The organism is Microlunatus panaciterrae, from assembly GCF_016907535.1.
Lineage (GTDB): Bacteria > Actinomycetota > Actinomycetes > Propionibacteriales > Propionibacteriaceae > Microlunatus > Microlunatus panaciterrae.
The window spans coordinates 181,600-199,474 of sequence record NZ_JAFBCF010000001.1; the positions used below are offsets into that span (position 1 = coordinate 181,600).

Genomic DNA, 17,875 nt, shown 5'->3' on the forward strand with positions numbered 1-17,875 from the left:
CGATCCACCAAGAATGCGGTCGGTTCGCGCGGAACCGTTACCGTCTGGGCCCCGTGTAGTCCTCGCCGTAGGCGCCGGGAGCCGGTCGCCGCTTGCGGTGCGGCGCGCTCACTCCCGGCGCCAACCGCCGGGTGGTGATGAGAAAGCCGGTGTGCCCCACCATCGCATGTCGGGGCCGCACGGCGAGCCCCTCAGCGTGCCACGAGCGCACCATCGACTCGGTCGCCTCGGGCTCGGTGAAGCCCTCGTGCGCGCGCAGGGTCTCCACCGTCCGGCTGAGCTGGGTGGTGGTGGCCACGTAGCAGCACAGCACCCCTCCCGGCTGCAGCACCTCCGCCACGGCGTCGACGCACTCCCACGGTGCCAGCATGTCCAGCACCACCCGGTCGACCGGCTCGGAGTCCAGGGTCTGCACCAGGTCGCCGACCCGCACCTCCCACCCAGGATGGGGTCGCCCCAGGAAGTTCTCCACGTTCCGTTTGGCTATCTCGGCGAAGTCCTCTCGCCGCTCGTACGAGACCAGCCGTCCGCTCGGCCCGATCGCCCGCAACAGGGCGCAGGTGAGGGCGCCGGAGCCCACCCCGGCCTCGATCACCCGTGCCCCCGGGAAGATGTCGGCGCCCATCACGATCTGGGCGGCGTCCTTGGGATAGATGACCGCCGCCCCTCGCGGCATCGCGACCGCGAAGTCCGACATCAGCGGACGCAGTGCCAGGTACTGGACGCCGCCGGTGGAGGTCACCACCACACCCTCCGGGCCGCCGAGCAGGTCGTCGTGCTGGATGGCGCCCTTGGCGGTGTGGAACTGGGTTCCGGGCGCCAGCAGGATCGAGTGACGGCGCCCCTTGGGATCGGTCAGCGTCACCCGCTCCCCCGGCTGCAGCGGTCCGAGCCGGACCCCGGAGTACGTCTGCGGGTCGGTGTCGTCGACACCGGCACCGTCGTCGACCTGGTCAACCACGCGGTTCATCCCTTCATCCCGAACAGACCCAACTGCCAACCGGGTCCGAACGACTGGTCACTGATCTGCACACCCGCACGGGCGAACAGGTACTCATTGCGCTGCGTCATCGGCAGCATCACAGCGTCGGTGACGGCCTGGGACTGCAGCGTCCGCAGCTCGCGCATCGCGGTCGCGTCGTCGATGGCCGCGCGGTACCGGGTGTCGGAGGTGCGAATCTTGCTGCTGCTGGCGGGCAGCGGCGCATCCAGGTACGGCTGCAGCCAGGCCATGGCCGTCGCGGTCCACGCCTTACGGTCGAGCAGCAGCAGGTCGGTGTCAGTCGCGTCGGGCCGCAGCCGGACGCTCAGTCCGCCGGTGTCCTCGAGCCGCGTCCGCACCTGGTTGGCGAGGTCGCGACCGTCCGGCATGGCGGAGTCGTAGCCCAGGGTGAGCTGGATCCGGCGCGACCAGGTCACCGAAGCCACCGCCTTGCCGCCGAGCTCGAACGACGGCACATGCCCGACGACGCCGTTCGGGACGATCGAGTCGAGGGTGCGATCCTCCTGCAACGCCGCCGAGATCGCTCTCCGCAGGTCGGCGTTCGAGCGATGGGCCGAGTGGGCGTTCCAGAGCAGCTGGTGCACCCGCACTCCCGGCAGCACCGTCATCGTGTAGCCGTCGGTCGTCTGCTTCTCCGGGTTCCCCTGGACCTGCTGGGTCAGCCTCGTCACGGCCGCGGTGCTGAGCCCTCGCCAGACCACATCGGCCGTGTGGGCCTTCATGGCCTCCTCGATCGTGGCCGAGTCCGGCGCGGTACGCAGGACCAGTGCCGGCATCCGGGCCGGGTTCTTGCCCAGGTAGTCGGCGTACTTGGCCAGCTGCAGCTCGTCGGATGTGAAACTCGTCACCACGAACGGCCCGGAACCGACGATGGGGGCGTCCGGCGGCCGGATCTCGTCCGCGTCGTACAGCTCCTCGTCGACGATCGAGGCCGCCGGTGAAGCCAGAGCCCAGCCGAACTGGGTGTCCTCACGGCTCAAGACGAACCTGATGGTCAGCGGGTCCGGGGTCTCGATCCGACGCAGCGACGAGAGCAGGGATGCCGACGAGCCGGGTACCGCCAGCCGCGTGGCGCGTTCGATGCTGAACTTCACGTCGCTGGAGGTCAGCTTGTGCCCGTTGTGGAAGCTCAGGTCCTCGTTCAGGGTGCAGACGTAGACCTTCGCGGCCTCGAAGATGCAGTCTCGGGCGGCGTCCGGCTTGAGCACGTTCTGACCAGGCTCAGCGGTCATCAGCCGCTGGAAGGCGTTCTGGGCGATCACGGCCGAGCCTGCGTCGGTGATGGCCGCCGGGTCGGCCACGGTGATCCGGTCGGTGGTGAGCACCGTGAACGGTCGTACGGGCTGCTCCGACCCGCTGGGTGTCGGTCCCGGCTTCTCGCCGGTCGGCGTGCAGGCCGACAGCAGCAGGGCCAGGGTCAGGCCGAGCAGCAGACCTAAATTTCTTGCCTGCCCGAGGTTGCCCGCGTGCAGGCGAGCTCCGGCGCTCGCTGCCGGGCGTACGAGGGCACCGACGGCAGCAGCTGGTCCGGCGCTAGGCGCCATGCCAGCCGTCCAGCAGGGCGGCGACCCGGCCTGCGTCCAGCTCGGCCAACGACGGAATGTGCAGCCGGTTCGGCGCCGGCGGGATGGGCACCAGGTTCTCGACGGCCAGCACCAGGGCCCCGGCCGCGTTGCCGGCCCGCGCGCCGGTGCTCGAGTCCTCGAAGACCACGCAGTTGGTCGGGTGCACCCCGAGCTTCGCACAGGCGGACAGGTAGGGCTCCGGGTGCGGCTTGCCCCGGCTGACCTCGTCTCCGGCCACCGACACGGTGAACGCCCCGTCGGGCAGTTGTTCGAAGACCGCCTCCAGCAGGACACGATAGGACGCCGAGACCAGTGCACAGGGGATTCCGGCCTCGCCGAAGGACGCCAACAGCTCGAGCGCACCGGGGCGCCACGGGATAGGCCGACTCCGCAGCTGCTCCACCACACGTCCGAGGAGCTGCTCCACCACCCAGGCCGGGGTCAGATCCTGACGACCGATGACCTCAAGGATGTAGGCGCCGGAGTCGAGCAGCGAGTTGCCCACCAGCTGCTCCGCGTGCGCTTCGTCCCAGCTGGCGCCCAGCCCCTCCACCAGCTCGAACTCGGCCGCCACCCAGAGCGGTTCGGTGTCGGCCAGGGTGCCGTCGAAGTCCCAGAGTGCCGCCGAAAGAGCGGTGCCGGAGGTGACGACGTTGCTGAGGTTGGGTTCACTGGTCATGGCAGGCCCATCCTTCCAGCCATCGAGCGCTGGGGAAAATCGACCACCAGCCGCCGAACCGGGCCGACCATGATCAACAGCGGTTGGGCCGGCTCAGGACTCCGGATCGTAGGCGAGGTTGGGGGCGAGCCAACGCTCCGCCTCAGCAAGCGTCCATCCCTTGCGTGCTGCGTAGTCGAGCACCTGGTCTTTGCCGATCCGTCCGACCACGAAGTACTGCGACTGCGGGTGCGAGAAGTAGAAGCCGCTGACTGCGGCACCGGGCCACATCGCCATGCTGTCGGTCAGCTCGATGCCGGTACGGCGCTGGACGTCAAGCAGCCGCCAGATGGTCCGCTTCTCGGTGTGCTCGGGGCAGGCCGGGTAGCCCGGCGCCGGTCGGATCCCGGTGTACCGCTCGGCGATCAGATCGTCGTTGTCCAGCGACTCGTTCGGGGTGTACCCCCAGAACTCCTTGCGCACCCGCTCATGCAGCCGCTCAGCGAAGGCCTCGGCCAGCCGGTCTGCCAGGGACTCCAGCAGGATCGCGCTGAAGTCGTCCAGCTCCTTCTTGAACTCCGCCACCTTCTCGGTGCTGCCCAGACCCGCGGTCACCGCGAACGCACCCACGTAGTCGTGCAGACCCGTTTCCCGCGGTGCGACGAAGTCGCCCATGGAGCGGTTCGGCACACCCTCGCGGTGCTCCCCCTGCTGACGCAGGTTGTACAGGGTCGCCACCACCTCTGACCTGGACTCGTCGGCGTACACCTCGACATCGTCGCTGCCGACCCGGTTCGCCGGGAACAGGCCGAAGACGCCGTTGGCCCGCAGCCACCGCTCGTCGATCAACCGGTCCAGCATCGTCTGCGCGTCCTCCCACAGTCTCCGGGCAGCCTCGCCGCTGGCGGGGTTGTTGAGGATGTCGGGGAACCGGCCCTTCAGCTCCCAGGCGTTGAAGAAGGGCTGCCAGTCGATGTAACGCCGCAGCTCCTGCAGCGGGTAGTCGTGCAGCGCCTTGACGTACTGGGTGACGACACCGTGCCGGTGGTCACAGGTCGGCCCCTCGCAGACATCCTTGGACTGCTGCAGCAACAGCCGGGGCCGCGGCGGGCGGTACTCCGACCAGTCGATCGGGGTCGCCCTGGCGCGGGCCTGTTCGAGCTTCAGCAGCGGCCGGTCGTTCTGCTTCGCCGCATGCCGTTCGCGCAGCGCGTCGTAGTCGGCCCGGGTGTCGGCGAGCAGTTTGGGCCGCTGCTCATCCGAGAGCAGGGCGGCCACCACCGGCACCGAGCGTGACGCGTCCTTCACCCACAGCACCGGACCGTGGTAGCGCGGGGTCACCTTGACCGCCGTGTGAGCCCTCGAGGTGGTGGCGCCTCCGATCAGCAACGGGATCTCGAAGCCCTGACGCTCCATCTCCGCAGCGAAGTTGACCATCTCGTCCAGCGATGGCGTGATCAGGCCGGAGAGCCCGATGACGTCGGCCTTCTCCGCCTTCGCCGCGTCCAGGATCTTCTGCGCCGGGACCATCACACCAAGATCGACAACGTCGTAGTTGTTGCACTGCAGCACCACACCGACGATGTTCTTGCCGATGTCGTGGACGTCACCCTTCACAGTGGCCATCACGACCTTGCCCTTGGCCCGCTCGGCATCGCCGGGCTGCTTCTCGGCCTCGATGAACGGGATCAGGTACGCCACCGCGCGCTTCATCACGCGGGCCGACTTCACGACCTGGGGCAGGAACATCTTCCCGGCTCCGAACAGGTCGCCGACGACGTTCATCCCGGCCATCAGCGGTCCCTCAATCACCTCGATGGGCTTGCCGCCGCGAGCGCTGATCTCCTTCCGGAGCTCCTCGGTGTCGGTTTCGGCGAACTCGTCGATCCCCTTCACCAGGGCATGGGTGATCCGTTCGGATACCGGCATCGAGCGCCAGGCCTCATCCAGCACGTCCGGCTTGCTGCCGTCGCCGGCGAACCGGCCGGCGATCTCCAGCAGCCGTTCGGTGCTGTCCGGCCGGCGGTTGAGAACGACGTCCTCGATCCGCTCGCGCAGCTCCGGGTCGACCTGGTCGTAGACGACCAGCGCGCCGGCGTTCACGATGCCGAGATTCATGCCGGCCTGGATGGCGTGGTAGAGGAAGACGGCATGGATGGCCTCGCGCACCGGGTTGTTGCCGCGGAACGAGAAGGACACATTGGAGACGCCGCCGGAGACCAGTGCCCCGGGCAGGTTCTGCTTGATCCACCGCGTCGCCTCGATGAAGTCGACACCGTAGTTGGCGTGCTCCTCGATGCCTGTGGCCACGGCGAAGATGTTGGGGTCGAAGATGATGTCCTCGGCCGGGAAGCCGACCTGTTCAGTCAGGATCCCGTACGCCCGGGCGCAGATCTGCTGGCGCTTCACCAGGTTGTCCGCCTGACCGTTCTCGTCGAAGGCCATGACCACCACTGCGGCGCCGTACTTGCGACACAGCCGAGCCTGCCTGATGAACGCGTCGACACCCTCCTTCATGGAGATCGAGTTCACGATCGGCTTGCCCTGAACGCATTTCAGGCCGGCCTCGATCACCTCCCATTTGGAGGAGTCGATCATGACCGGCACCCGGCAGATGTCGGGCTCGGTGGCGATCAGCTTCATGAACCGGTCCATCGCCGCGACGCCGTCGATCATGCCCTCATCCATGTTGACGTCGATCACCTGCGCACCGTTCTCGACCTGCTGCCGGGCAACGCTGAGCGCGGTCGGGTAGTCACCGGCCTTGATCAGGTTCCGGAACCGGGCCGAGCCGGTGATGTTGGTGCGTTCACCCACGTTGACGAACAGCGAATCCTCGGTGATCGTCAGCGGCTCAAGACCGGACAACCGGCAGGCCGGCTGGATGGCGGCCGGCGTCCGGGCCGGCTTGCCCTTGGCAGCGGTCGCGATCGCGCTGATGTGGGCGGGCGTGGTGCCGCAGCATCCGCCGAGCAGGTTGACCAGCCCGCTGGCCGCGAACTCCTCCAGCACGGCCGCCGTCTGGTCCGGCTGCTCGTCATACTCGCCGAAGGCATTGGGCAGTCCGGCGTTCGGATAGCACGAGACGAAACAGTCGGCGATCCGCGACAGCTCGGCGATGTAGGGCCGCATCTCGTCTGCGCCGAGTGCACAGTTCAGGCCGACCGCGATCGGCGCGGCGTGCCGGACCGAGTTCCAGAACGCCTCGGTGACCTGGCCGGAGAGCGTCCGGCCCGAGGCATCGGTGATGGTGCCGGAGATGATCACCGGCCACCGTCGGTCACGCTGCTCGAACAGCGTCTCGCAGGCGAAGATGGCGGCCTTCGCGTTGAGAGTGTCGAAGATCGTCTCGATCAGCAGCAGGTCGGCGCCGCCATCGACGAGCCCGTTCGCTTGCTCAAGATAGGCGGTGACCAGCTCGTCGAAGGTGACGTTGCGCTCCCCCGGGTCGTTGACGTCCGGCGAGATGGAGGCCGTCCGGTTCGTCGGGCCCAGCGCGCCGACCACGTATCGGGGCCGGTCGGGGGTCAGCAGGCTCATGGCGTCGCACTCCAGCCGGGCCAGCCGAGCCGACTCGAGGTTGAGCTCGTAGGCGAGATCGGACATGCCGTAGTCAGCAAGCGAGATGGCCTGGGCGTTGAACGTGTTCGTCTCGACCAGGTCGGCCCCGGCCTCGAGGTACTCCCGGTGGATGCCGCGGATGACGTCCGGCTGGGTCAGGCTCAGCAGGTCGTTGTTGCCCTTCAGATCGCTGGGCCAGTCGGCGAAGCGGTCGCCACGGTAGTGCTGCTCCTCCAGCCGGTGCCGCTGGATCATGGTGCCCATCGCGCCATCCAGGATCAGAATGCGGCCGTGCAGCGCCTCAGTCAGCGCTGCGGTCGCGTCCGGACGGATCTGCGACGGATCGGACAACGGGGCTCCTCGACGACGGCTCGGGCACCACAGTCGGTGCAGATCCTCCAGACTAGATCGGCCCGGCGGTCGACGGCAGGAATTCCGTATCCTGACATGGCCATCTCGGCCTCCGAGCGGCCCCGGTCCACCTCTGGTCGACGGCAATGTCGGAACGGCGGCGCGGCCGACAGAGCCGGCGACTAGAGTGTTGGACATGGTGCAGTCGATGGGTGCGGACCTGCGGAACCTGAGCGACCCGGTGGTCGTGGCGGCGTTCGGCGGGTGGAATGACGCCGGCACGGCGGCGTCCTCGGCCATCCAGCACCTGGCCGACAGCTACGACGCCGAGCTTGCCTACGCGATCGACCCCGACGACTTCTACGACTTCCAGGTGAACCGGCCCCAGGTCAGCCTCGTCAACGATGAGGGGGAGCACGAGATCACCTGGCCGACGACCGAGATCAAGGTGGCTACGCTGCCGACCGGGCGCCACCTCGTGCTGATCCAGGGCCTGGAGCCGAACCTGCGCTGGCGCCAGTTCGTCGGCATCCTCAGCTCGGCGCTGGCCACGGTGAAGCCGAAGCGCGTCTTCATCCTCGGTGCCCTCCTCGCCGACACGCCGCACACCCGACCCATCCCGGTCTCCCTGACCACTCGTACGACCCGGCTGGCCGACGAGCTGGGACTGGACATCTCCACGTACGAGGGCCCGACCGGGATCGTCGGCGTGCTCGCCGACTCTCTCTCCCGCGCCGGGCACGAGGTGGTCTCGATGTGGGCGGCCATCCCGCACTACGTGTCCCATCCGCCGTGCCCGAAAGCGACGCTGGCCCTGCTGACCAAGCTCGAGGACGTGCTGGACACCCCGCTCGACCTGGGTGAGCTGCCCGAACTGGCCCGGGCCTGGGAACGCGGCGTGGACGAGCTCGCCGCCGAGGATACCGAGGTGGCGGAGTATGTCAGCACGCTCGAGGAGCAGCGCGACGCCACCGAGCTGCCGGAGGCGTCTGGCGACGCCATCGCCGCCGAGTTCGAACGCTACCTGCGTCGGCGTCGGGGGTAGCGGCACACCGCGCCAGCGGCTGGTCCAGTGATGTCTCGGTGAGGACCGCAGTCGCCGGCTGCGTCTCCTGCCGAGGCCGGCCGGCTAGTGCTGGGCCAGTTGGCGCAGCTTTTCGACCATCTCGTCCGGATGGTCGGCGCCGAACACCGCTGATCCTGCGACAAAGCAGTCGGCGCCCGCCTCGGCGCAGCGCTCGATGGTCTCCACCGACACCCCGCCGTCGATCTGCAGCCAGATGTCGCCCCGCCGCTGGGCACCGGGGCTGCCCAGGGCGTCAATGAGCTCGCGGGTCCGCCGGATCTTGGGCAGGCACAGGTCGAGAAACTTCTGGCCGCCGAACCCCGGCTCCACGGTCATGATCAAGATCATGTCGAGCTCGGGCAGCAGGTCGGCGTACCCCTCGATCGGAGTTGCTGGCTTGAGGGCCATGCCGGCCCGGGCACCCAGGCTGCGCAGTTCGCGGGCCAGCCGCACCGGCGCAGCGGCGGCCTCGATGTGAAAGGTGACCGACTCCGCCCCGGCCTCGGCATAGGCGGGAGCCCACCGGTCCGGCTCGTCGATCATCAGATGGATGTCCAGCATCGCGTCCGTCGCCTTGCGAATCGACTCCACCACCGGCAGGCCGAGGGTCAGGTTGGGTACGAAGTGGTTGTCCATCACGTCGACGTGCAGAGCGTCGGCGCTCGGCACGGACTCGATCTCGCGCTGCAGGTTCGCGAAGTCCGAGGACAGCAGGCTGGGCATGATCTGGATTCCCACGGCGCGAGTGTAGCGTCCAGCCAGCAGTTCAGAGCTTGCGCAGGTAGGCCGCAAACATCGCATCAGTGCCGTGCCGATGCGGCCACAGCTGGAGGTAAGGACCCCGAGCCGCATCGCCCAGCTCGGGCAGCAGCCCGGCGGCGTCGATGACGGCCACATCGGCGCGCTGGGCCAGAATCGGGTCGACGACGTCGGTGGTCTCCTGCCGGTGCGGCGAGCAGGTGACATAGGCCACCACCCCTCCACTGGCCGCCGAGTCCAGGGCCGTGTTGAGCAGCGCCCGCTGCAGCGGATGCATAGCCTCCACATCCTCGGGTTGTCGGCGCCAGCGCGACTCCGGTCGGCGACGCAGCGCCCCCAAGCCCGAGCAGGGCACGTCGGCCAGCACCCGGCTGAAGGCCCCGGGATGCCAGGCCGGGCGGGTCCCGTCGGCCGTGATCACGGCGGGGTCCGCCCATCCGGTGGTCCGCGCGACCCGGGCGTATCCACGCAGCCCCGCCCGGACGAGCAGGCTGCGATGCACGGACAGTTCGGCAGCCAGCAACCGGCCGCCCCGTTCGGGAGCCAGACCGGCCAGCAGAGCGCTCTTGCCACCCGGTCCGGCACACAGGTCCAGCCACCAGCCGTCCGGTGCTGCTGCCCGGGTCAGCCCCCAGGTGACCAGCTGTGAGCCCTCGTCCTGGACGCCGGCCCGACCCTCCCTGACGGCAGCCAGGTCAGCCGGGTTGCCGCTCCACCGGGCGGCGAACGGTGAGTACGTCGTCGGGTCGGCGCCTGCCGCCACCAGCTCGGCCACCTCGGCCAGCCCGGGACGGACCGCGAGCGTGGTGGTCGGGGACGCGTTGTTGGCCGCGAGCGCCGTCTCCAGCTCCTCCTCGGGCAGCAGGTCGGCGTACGCGGCGACCACCCAGTCGGGATGCGCGGTACGCAGCGCGAGCGCCGCCCGCGGGTCCAGTCCGGTCGACAGCTCCTCGACCCAGTCGTCGAAGCTGCGTGCCGCAACCCTCCGCAGGATCGCATTGGTCAGCCCGGTCACGCGTTCACCGACGGCTGAGGCCGCGAGGTCGACGGTTGCGGCAACGGCGGCGTGCGTCGGCACACGCAGGGCCAGCAGCTGGTGAGTGCCCAGTCGCAGCACATCCACGACCGCGGGCTGCAGCGTGTTGAGTGTCCGGCCGGCGGCGGCGGTGAGGATGCGGTCATAGGTCCCCTGCATCCGGCAGGTCCCGGCCAGCAGCTCGGTGGCGAAGGCGGCGTCGCGGCCGGACAGGTGGCGCTCGGTCAGCAACTTGGCCAGCACCAGGTTGGCATACGCGTCGTCGGCGTGCACCGCCCGCAGGGCGTCGAAGGCGACCCGGCGGGCTGGGTCGACCGTCAGACGCCTCACTCCCCGAGCTTTTCGTCCGGGCCGAGCTGGATCCCGCGCGCCCAGTCGGCCGCCTGCATGGGTTTCTTGCCCTGAGCCTGCACCAGTCCGAGTTCGAGGGCGCCCGCTCCAGTGCCTACCCGCACGCTGCGCTTGGTCACCTGGAGCTCCCCCGGTGCCAGCTGCTCCTCCGACAGGCTGGCGCTGTTGATCTTGAACCGTTCACCACGGAACAGCGTCCAGGCACCTGGCGCGGGAGCACAGCCACGGATTCTGCGGTCGAGCACGACCGCCGGCTGGGCGAAGTCCAGCTCGGCATCGGCAACGGTGATCTTGGGTGCGAACGTGACCCCTTCTGCTGGCTGCGGCTGGGGTTGCAGGTTTCCGCTGGCGATGCCGTCGATGGTCTCCAGCAGCAGCTGCGCGCCGGAGTGTGACAGCCGCTCCAGCAAGGCCCCCGCCGTGTCGTCGGGTGCGATCGGCTCCCGCAGCGTCAGATAGACCGGGCCGGCGTCCAGCTCGGCCACCAGCGAGAACGTACAGGCACCAGTCACCTGGTCCCCCGCGATCACCGCATGCTGCACCGGGGCCGCCCCACGCCAGGCGGGCAGCAACGAGAAGTGCAGGTTGACCCAACCAAAGCGAGGAATGTCGATCACGTGCTGCGGAATCAAGGCGCCGTAGGCCACCACCGGGCAGCAGTCCGGCGCCAGCTCCTCAAGCCGGGCCACGAAGTCAGCGTCCCTGGGGCGTTTCGGCTTCAGCACCTCGATGCCCAGCTCAGCGGCTCGCGCGGCAACCGGGCTTGGCCGCAGGGTCCGACCGCGTCCCTGTGCGGCATCAGGTCGGGTCACCACCGCAACGACCGCATGGTCGGACTCGACCAGGGCATTCAGCGAGGGCAGGGCAACTTCGGGAGTACCGGCAAAGACGATGCGCACCGGCGCATTCTAGGCCACTCCGCACGCGCCCGACGTGCGCCCAACCGGGCGTACGGCAACGGGGGCACCGTTCGTCCAGTGGCAGCCAGTGGTTCGGACGGAGCCGCAAACCCAACCACTGGCTGCCGCTCGCACCGCAGAAGCGCCGGTCAGGCGATGTCGACGGGGTCGACTCGGACTCGGAGGGCGCCCTCACTCTTGCGGGCGCTGCGGACGCCCGAGACGTCCTTGACCGCCTTGGTGAGAGCCTGGCCGAGGGCGAGCGGGGACCGTAGCGTCAGCCGGTGCACTGGCGCGTCCCCGGTGGTCGACGGTCCGAGCTCGACCGGGCCGAGCACCTCAGTCGGCCCGGGCAGCTCGGCGAGCTCGAGGAACTCCGCAAGTGCCTCGGAGCGGCCGTCGACCTGGATCATCTTCACTGCCGGTGGGAACCGGGCCTCGGCACGCTCAGCCAGTTCCCGCTGTGCGAACCCATCCGGGTCCAGCCGCACCAGGGCCTGCAGCGCTCGGCTGGTGCTCTCGCCCACGGCCAGCACGGAGCCGCCGTCGGCACCGGAGCGGACCAGCCCGACAACGTTCAGCCAGCGCCTCAGTGCCTCCTCCCCCGCGCGCAGATCGGCTCGGAGCAGCAGCAGCGAGGTGTCCAACAACAACGCCGCGGCGTAGCCGCCCTCCGCGGTCGGCTCGGCGCCAGGAGTGGCGACCACGATCGCCGCGCCGGACGGAACCGTTGACAGCACCCGCCCGGCCGCCGACTGGCGTACCGGGGTCTGAGGGAACGCCCGGCCGAGCTCCTCGGCGGTCCGCCCGGCGCCGACCACCGGGGCGCGCCAACGATGCTCGCCGCAGGTCGGGCAGGCCCAGTCGGTGACGAGGCGACCGCACCACCCGCAGCTGGCAACGCCCTGACCCTCCGCCGAAGCGGCGCCCACGCGCACCGGTCCCGAGCAGGCCGGGCACCGGACCCGATCCCGACAGGTCTGACAGGTCAGCGACACCAGGTAGCCCGCCCTCGGCACCTGGACCAGCACCGGGCCCTGCAGCAGGGCGGCACGGACCAGTTCGAAGACCTCGTGCGGCAGCCGGGTCTCCCGAGCGTGGGGGTCACGCTGCAGTGCGAAGTCGCTGTCGCCGGCGATCTTGACCCGCGGTGCGGAGTGGCGCATCGCCGCCCGTTCCGCCTTGAGTTCGCGCAGCCACCCCCGGTCCACCCACTGCTGCACCTCGGCCGTCCTGCCATAGCCAGCCAACAGCACAGCCGCGCCCGACTCGGCTGCCCTGATCGCGAGCACCTCCCGGGCATGCGGATAGGGCGCCCGCGGCTCGGCCAGCAGGTCGTCACCGTCATCCCACAGGGCCAGCAGTCCCAGGTCGCGTACCGGCGCGAACACCGCCGCCCTGGTGCCGATCACCACCCGGACGTCACCGCGCAGTACGGCGAGAAAGGCCCGGTAGCGGGCGGCTGGTCCCAGATCGGAGGTCAGTACGACAAAGGACCGCTCCCCCAGCACCTCGACGCACGCCTGTTGCAGACGGAGCAGGTCGCGCTGGTCGGGCACCACGGCCACCGTGCCACGCCCGCCGGCGAGCGTCTCGGCGGCCGCGACCGCGAATCCGACCGCCCAGTCCCCCGCCTCAGCGGAAGTGGGCGTCAGCTGCCACGCGGCTCGCGGACTCATCCGGCGGCGCAGCGAGCCGAGCAGCGCTTCACCCGTCGGGTAGTGCCGAAAAGGGCCGGCCGACGTCGACGGCGCCGCCCGTGGGCGGTCGGAATGGGCGGCCGGAGTGGCCTTCTCGGTCGCCGCATGCCGCGGCGGCACGGCCAGACGCATCACATCGGCAAAACAGCCGGCGTAGTGGTCGGCAGTCCGGCGGATGAGCCGGACGATCTCGCTGGTCAGCACCGGTTCCGCGGAAATCACCTTGTGCAACGTCGCCAGCCGGCCCTCGTGCTCGCTGGCCGCGCAGCGTTCGACAATGAACCCGTCCCGCAACTTACCGGCGAACCGCACCCTGACCCGGGCACCCGGGACGGCCTCGGCGTCCTGCGCAGGAGCAACCGCGTAGTCGAAGAATCGGTCCAGATGGCTCAGGGAGACGTCGACGGCCACCCGTGCCACCGGCAGCGTCACCGACCCGTGCTCGGCATCGTCCCGGTCGGGGGCTGTCAACAGCGCCGACTGCACCGCAGCGAGCTGCGGCTCAGGGGTGATCTGGCGTTCGGGCACACCCGATGATAGGCCGATCGATCTGACAGTTCGGTCGGCAGCGCGACGACGGCTGAGCCGCCGGACCCAGCACCGATCACCCCGCGTCGAGGCACCCGGACCAACTGGCAGAGTTGCCCCATGGAGGTCCCGCAGCCGCAGTCGACGGAGGGCGGCAGCGCCGATGTCCGGAGCCGAGGGCGGCTGGTCCGCTCTCCCGACGTCACCGACCGGAAGCTGCTGACCTATCTCGGTACGGCCATGATCGCCAGTGGACAACCGGTGCACGAGGTGGAGGAACAGCTGCGCCGCGTGAGTGCCCGACTCGGGCATCCGGATGCCCAGGTGGCCGCCACCCCGACCGGCCTGACCCTGAACCTCGGCAGTGGCGAACCGGCCAGCTTCGAGTCGATCAACGGTCCGCTCAGGCTCGACCAGTCGGCGATGGTCAGCGACATCCGGCTCGGTCTGCTGACCGGCGGACTCGACCCGGAGGAGGCCCTGACCCGGCTCAGTGGGCTGCGTTCGCTCCCCTCGCGGTATCCCGGCTGGGCCATGCATCTGGGCTTTCTGGCTGTCGCCTTCGGCATCGCGATGATCCTGCAGCCCGGCTGGCCGAACCTGCTGGTTGCCGCGGCGGGTTCAGTCGTGGTGCTCGGCATGTCCCGCCTCGCAGCCCGAGCCCAGCTGCTGGCCACGCTGCTGCCCACCGTGGCCGCCTTCGCGGTCGCCCTGATGGTGTTCAGCGCCGCGGATGCGGGTCTTATCGAGGGGCCGCTGCGCACGCTGCTCCCGCCGCTGGCGGTGCTGCTGCCGGGAGCGTTGATGGTCACCGGCATGTCCGAGCTGGCCGCGGGTGCCATGGTCGCCGGCTCCTCCAGACTCATCTTCGGCGTCGTCCAGTTGCTCCTCTTCACCCTCGGTGTGCTCGCCGCGGCGAAGGTGCTCCCGGTCGAGGCCACTCAGCTCGGCAACATCCGGGTCGACGAGCTGGGCTGGTGGGCTGCGCCGACCGGGCTGGTCGTGATCAGTGTCGGACTCTGCCTGCTGGAGAGCGCACCGTTTCGCCAGCTGCCCTGGATCGGCGTCGTTCTGCTGCTCGCCTTCGCGGCACAGTCGGTTGGTCAGCTCCTCGGCGGCACCGCCGTGGGCAGCTTTCTGGGGGCCCTCGCCGCCAGCCTCGGCGCGTCACTGGTGGAGGCGGTCAGGCCCCAGCTTCCCCGGCTGGTCGTCTTCCTGCCCGCATTCTGGCTGCTGGTACCGGGCAGTCTCGGGCTCTTGTCGGTGACCCAGCTGGGCATCAACCCATCCGAGGCGGTCTCGACGGTGGTGCAGGTGGTCGCCGTCATCTGCGCCATCGCGCTCGGGCTGATGTTCGGTTCGGCGATCGCGCGCTCGACCGGGCGGCTGATCCGTAGGTTTCGGCGGCGGCGAACAGTGCCTCACTGAGTGGCCCTGGTCGCTCTTCGACAGGCTCAGAGCGCGGACGTCGGCTCAGAGCGCCGAAAGGGGCTCTTCGACAGGCTCAGAGCGCGGGGGTTCGGCTGTTCGACAGGCTCAGAGCGCGGGGGTCAGCTCAGAGCGCGGCGGGTCAGCCCTGGACGGCCTTGGCGAGGGCGTCGGCGCGGTCGGTGCGCTCCCAGGTGAGGTCGGGGAGCTCGCGGCCGAAGTGGCCGTAGGCGGCGGTCTGGGCGTAGATCGGGCGCTTCAGGTCCAGGTCGCGGATGATCGCTGCCGGCCGGAGATCGAAGACGGCCAGCACAGCCTGCTGGATCTGCTTCACCGGCACGATCTCGGTGCCGAAGGTCTCGACATAGAAGCCGACCGGGTGGGCTCTGCCGATGGCGTAGGCGACCTGCACCTCGCAGCGGGTCGCGAGGCCGGCTGCGACGACATTCTTGGCCACCCAACGCATCGCGTACGCGGCCGACCGGTCCACCTTCGAGGGGTCCTTACCCGAGAAGGCGCCGCCACCGTGCCTGGCCATGCCGCCATAGGTGTCGACGATGATCTTCCGACCGGTCAGGCCGGCGTCGCCCATCGGGCCGCCGATCTCGAACCGGCCGGTCGGGTTGACCAGCAGCTTGTAGTCACTTGCGTCGATCTCGTAGCGCTCCAGCACGGGTTCGACGATGTGTTTGCGGACGTCTGGGGTGAGCAGCGCATCCAGGTCGATGTCGGCGGCGTGCTGGGTGGACAGCACCACCGTGTCCAGCCGGACCGGGCGGTCACCCTCGTACTCGACCGTCACCTGGGTCTTGCCATCCGGCCGCAGGTAGGCCATCGAGCCGTCCTTCCGCGCCGCTGACAGCTGCTCGGCGAGCCGGTGAGCCAGGTCGATCGGCAGCGGCATCTTGGATGCGGTCTCGCTGCAGGCATAGCCGAACATCAGTCCCTGGTCGCCGGCGCCCTGCGCGTCGAGGGCATCGGTCGACTCGCCGGTACGGTTCTCGAAGGCCATGTCCACACCCTGGGCGATGTCGGGTGACTGGGCACCGATCGCGACCTGGACCCCGCAGGAGGCGCCGTCGAAGCCCTTGGTCGACGAGTCGTAGCCGATGTCCAGGATCCGCTGCCGCACAATCCGGGGGATCTCCGCGTACGCCTGAGTGGTGACCTCGCCGGCGACGACCACCAGTCCGGTGGTGACCAGTGTCTCCACCGCGACCCGGCTGGTCGGGTCCTGGCTGAGCAGCTCGTCCAGGACGCTGTCGCTGATCTGGTCGGCGATCTTGTCGGGATGCCCTTCCGTCACAGACTCCGAAGTGAACAGTCTTCCGGTCATGGCCGTACGTCTCCTGATAGGTGATGGGCGCTCACGGGAGGGATGCCGACGAACAACGTCATTCCTCTCGCACCTTACCTTTCGGCCCTCAGCCGAAGGGCTTCGTCCCAGATTTCATGCGCGAGCATGTCCTTGCTCCCGGCAACGGGAGCAGCAGCTCCAGCCGGCGTGAGCAGGGTGATCTCACTCGTCTGCTGGCCGAACACCTTGCCGTGGCCGACCGCGTTGAGCACCAGCAGGTCGCAGCCCTTGCGGGCCAGCTTGTCCCGGCCCAGCTGGAGCAGAGAGCCGTGGTCAGCGGCCGTCTCCGCGGCGAAGCCGACGATCAGCTGCCGCTGGTCGGTCCGGTCCCGGACCAGACCGGCAAGGATGTCCGTGGTCTGGACCAGCTCAACCCGCAGTCGATCGGTTCCGCTGCTCTTCTTGATCTTCGTCTGCTGGCTGTCGGCGGGAGTGAAGTCTGCCGGCGCTGCAGCCATCACGACCAGGTCGGCGTCCTTGGCCGCCCTGGTCATGGCCTGGTGCAGATCCTCCGTGGACGTCACCTGCTCGAGGGTGACACCGGCCGGCGGCGGCAGGCTGACATTCGCCGCGACCAGGCGCACCTCGGCACCCCGCAGGACGGCGGCCCGGGCCAGCGCCCAGCCCATCAGCCCCGACGAGGCGTTGCCGACGAAACGGACCGGATCCAGATGTTCCCTGGTGCCGCCGGCGCTGACCACGATCCGCAGCCCGCGCAGGTCCCGGCTCGCGGCGCGGCGGCCCGTGTCCGGGTCAGCGAGGACACTCTGGGCGATGGCGAAGAGCTCGGCCGGGTCGGGCAGCCTGCCGGGCCCGGTGTCGCTGCCGGTCAGTCGGCCCGAGTCCGGGTCGATGACGACGGTTCCGCGGCTGCGCAGTGACTCCACATTGGCGACAGTTGCCGGATGCAGCCACATCTCGGTGTGCATCGCCGGAGCGAAGACCACCGGACAGCGGGCGGTCAGCAGGATGTTGGTGAGCAGGTCGTCGGCCCGCCCGGACGCCGCCCGGGCCAGCAGATCCGCGGTCGCCGGAGCCACCAGCACCAGCTCCGCCTGCTTGCCGAGCGCCACATGCGGCACCCTCGGTACGTCGTCGAAGACACCGGTGTGCACCGGCCGACCTGACAGCGCCTCCCAGGTCGCGCTGCCGACGAATCTCAGTGCCGCCTCGGTCGGCACGACGGTCACCTCGTGACCGGCCTCGGTGAAGCGGCGGGTGAGCTCGCACGCCTTGTAGGCGGCGATGCCGCCGGCCACACCGAGAACGATCCGGCTCATCGAGGTGCCGTTGCGGCCGTCAGGCCAGGCTCGGCTCGTCGCCAGACTGCTCCGCGGCGAGCGCTGCCGCAGCCTCGGCCTCGGGGTCGATGTCGATGCAGTTCAGTACGCCGGCGTTCACCTCGCGCAGGGCGATGGACAGCGGCTTCTCCTGGACGGTCGTCTCGACCAGCGGTCCGACATGGTCCAGCAGTCCCTCACCGAGTTGGGAATAGTAGGCGTTGATCTGACGAGCCCGCTTGGCCGCGAACAGCACCAGCTTGTACTTGGAGTCGGAGTGGGTGAGCAGCTCGTCGATCGGGGGATTCGTGATCCCCTCGGCAACCATCTTCT

At 69.4% G+C, this 17,875-nt stretch carries 12 protein-coding genes and 1 pseudogene; 2 read left to right on the forward strand and 11 right to left on the reverse strand.

Annotated elements, in window-relative coordinates; translation table 11 throughout:
* Positions 1–37: 37 nt before the first annotated feature.
* From JOE57_RS00830 to metH, 4 genes and pseudogenes are all read right to left on the reverse strand, one after another.
* Positions 38–889: pseudogene (locus JOE57_RS00830) on the reverse strand (tRNA (adenine-N1)-methyltransferase); the annotation flags it as partial.
* A gap of 77 nt (positions 890–966) precedes the next feature.
* Positions 967–2,547 carry an ABC transporter substrate-binding protein gene (locus tag JOE57_RS00835; protein ID WP_204915961.1) on the reverse strand — a complete coding sequence of 527 codons (1,581 nt, stop codon included), beginning with the start codon at positions 2,545–2,547 and terminating at the stop codon, positions 967–969.
* Positions 2,537–3,247 carry an HAD family hydrolase gene (locus JOE57_RS00840; protein WP_204915962.1) on the reverse strand — a complete coding sequence of 237 codons (711 nt, stop codon included), beginning with the start codon at positions 3,245–3,247 and terminating at the stop codon, positions 2,537–2,539. Before JOE57_RS00840 ends, JOE57_RS00835 begins: the two co-directional genes overlap by 11 nt.
* A gap of 93 nt (positions 3,248–3,340) precedes the next feature.
* Positions 3,341–7,138 (reverse strand): methionine synthase, encoded by a 3,798-nt coding sequence (gene metH / locus JOE57_RS00845; protein ID WP_204915963.1) that lies wholly within the window; start codon positions 7,136–7,138, stop codon positions 3,341–3,343.
* A gap of 196 nt (positions 7,139–7,334) precedes the next feature.
* Here metH and JOE57_RS00850 point away from each other — a divergent pair, with 196 nt between their 5' ends.
* Complete coding sequence (locus JOE57_RS00850) at positions 7,335–8,183, forward strand: PAC2 family protein (protein ID WP_204915964.1); 849 nt, start codon at positions 7,335–7,337, stop codon at positions 8,181–8,183.
* An 84-nt stretch (positions 8,184–8,267) separates the two neighbouring features.
* Here the strand turns inward: JOE57_RS00850 and rpe are convergent, their stop codons facing one another.
* The 4 genes from rpe to JOE57_RS00870 form a co-directional block, all read right to left on the reverse strand.
* Positions 8,268–8,942, reverse strand: coding sequence for a ribulose-phosphate 3-epimerase (rpe, locus tag JOE57_RS00855; RefSeq protein WP_338041088.1), 675 nt, complete (start codon positions 8,940–8,942; stop codon positions 8,268–8,270).
* 28 nt (positions 8,943–8,970) lie between these two features.
* Positions 8,971–10,329 carry a transcription antitermination factor NusB gene (locus tag JOE57_RS00860; RefSeq protein WP_204915966.1) on the reverse strand — a complete coding sequence of 453 codons (1,359 nt, stop codon included), beginning with the start codon at positions 10,327–10,329 and terminating at the stop codon, positions 8,971–8,973.
* Positions 10,326–11,249 carry a methionyl-tRNA formyltransferase gene (gene fmt / locus JOE57_RS00865; RefSeq protein ID WP_204915967.1) on the reverse strand — a complete coding sequence of 308 codons (924 nt, stop codon included), beginning with the start codon at positions 11,247–11,249 and terminating at the stop codon, positions 10,326–10,328. The genes JOE57_RS00860 and fmt overlap by 4 nt, the downstream gene beginning before the upstream one ends.
* A 149-nt stretch (positions 11,250–11,398) precedes the next feature.
* Complete coding sequence (locus JOE57_RS00870) at positions 11,399–13,477, reverse strand: primosomal protein N' family DNA-binding protein (protein ID WP_204920582.1); 2,079 nt, start codon at positions 13,475–13,477, stop codon at positions 11,399–11,401.
* Positions 13,478–13,597: 120 nt separating this feature from the next.
* On the opposite strand from JOE57_RS00870, the gene JOE57_RS00875 reads away from it, so the two are divergent.
* Entirely contained in the window at positions 13,598–14,905 is a 1,308-nt protein-coding gene (locus JOE57_RS00875; RefSeq protein WP_204915968.1) for a threonine/serine exporter family protein, read from the forward strand.
* Positions 14,906–15,047: 142 nt separating this feature from the next.
* Here JOE57_RS00875 and metK read toward each other — a convergent pair whose 3' ends face one another.
* From metK to rpoZ, 3 genes are all read right to left on the reverse strand, one after another.
* Positions 15,048–16,241 (reverse strand): methionine adenosyltransferase, encoded by a 1,194-nt coding sequence (metK, locus tag JOE57_RS00880; protein WP_204915969.1) that lies wholly within the window; start codon positions 16,239–16,241, stop codon positions 15,048–15,050.
* A gap of 74 nt (positions 16,242–16,315) precedes the next feature.
* A complete protein-coding gene (coaBC, locus tag JOE57_RS00885) occupies positions 16,316–17,542 on the reverse strand; it encodes a bifunctional phosphopantothenoylcysteine decarboxylase/phosphopantothenate--cysteine ligase CoaBC (RefSeq protein WP_204915970.1) in 1,227 nt (408 codons plus the stop codon).
* Positions 17,543–17,561: 19 nt separating this feature from the next.
* Positions 17,562–17,870, reverse strand: a complete 309-nt coding sequence (gene rpoZ, locus JOE57_RS00890; protein WP_204920113.1) for a DNA-directed RNA polymerase subunit omega — start codon at positions 17,868–17,870, stop codon at positions 17,562–17,564.
* Positions 17,871–17,875 lie beyond the last annotated feature (5 nt).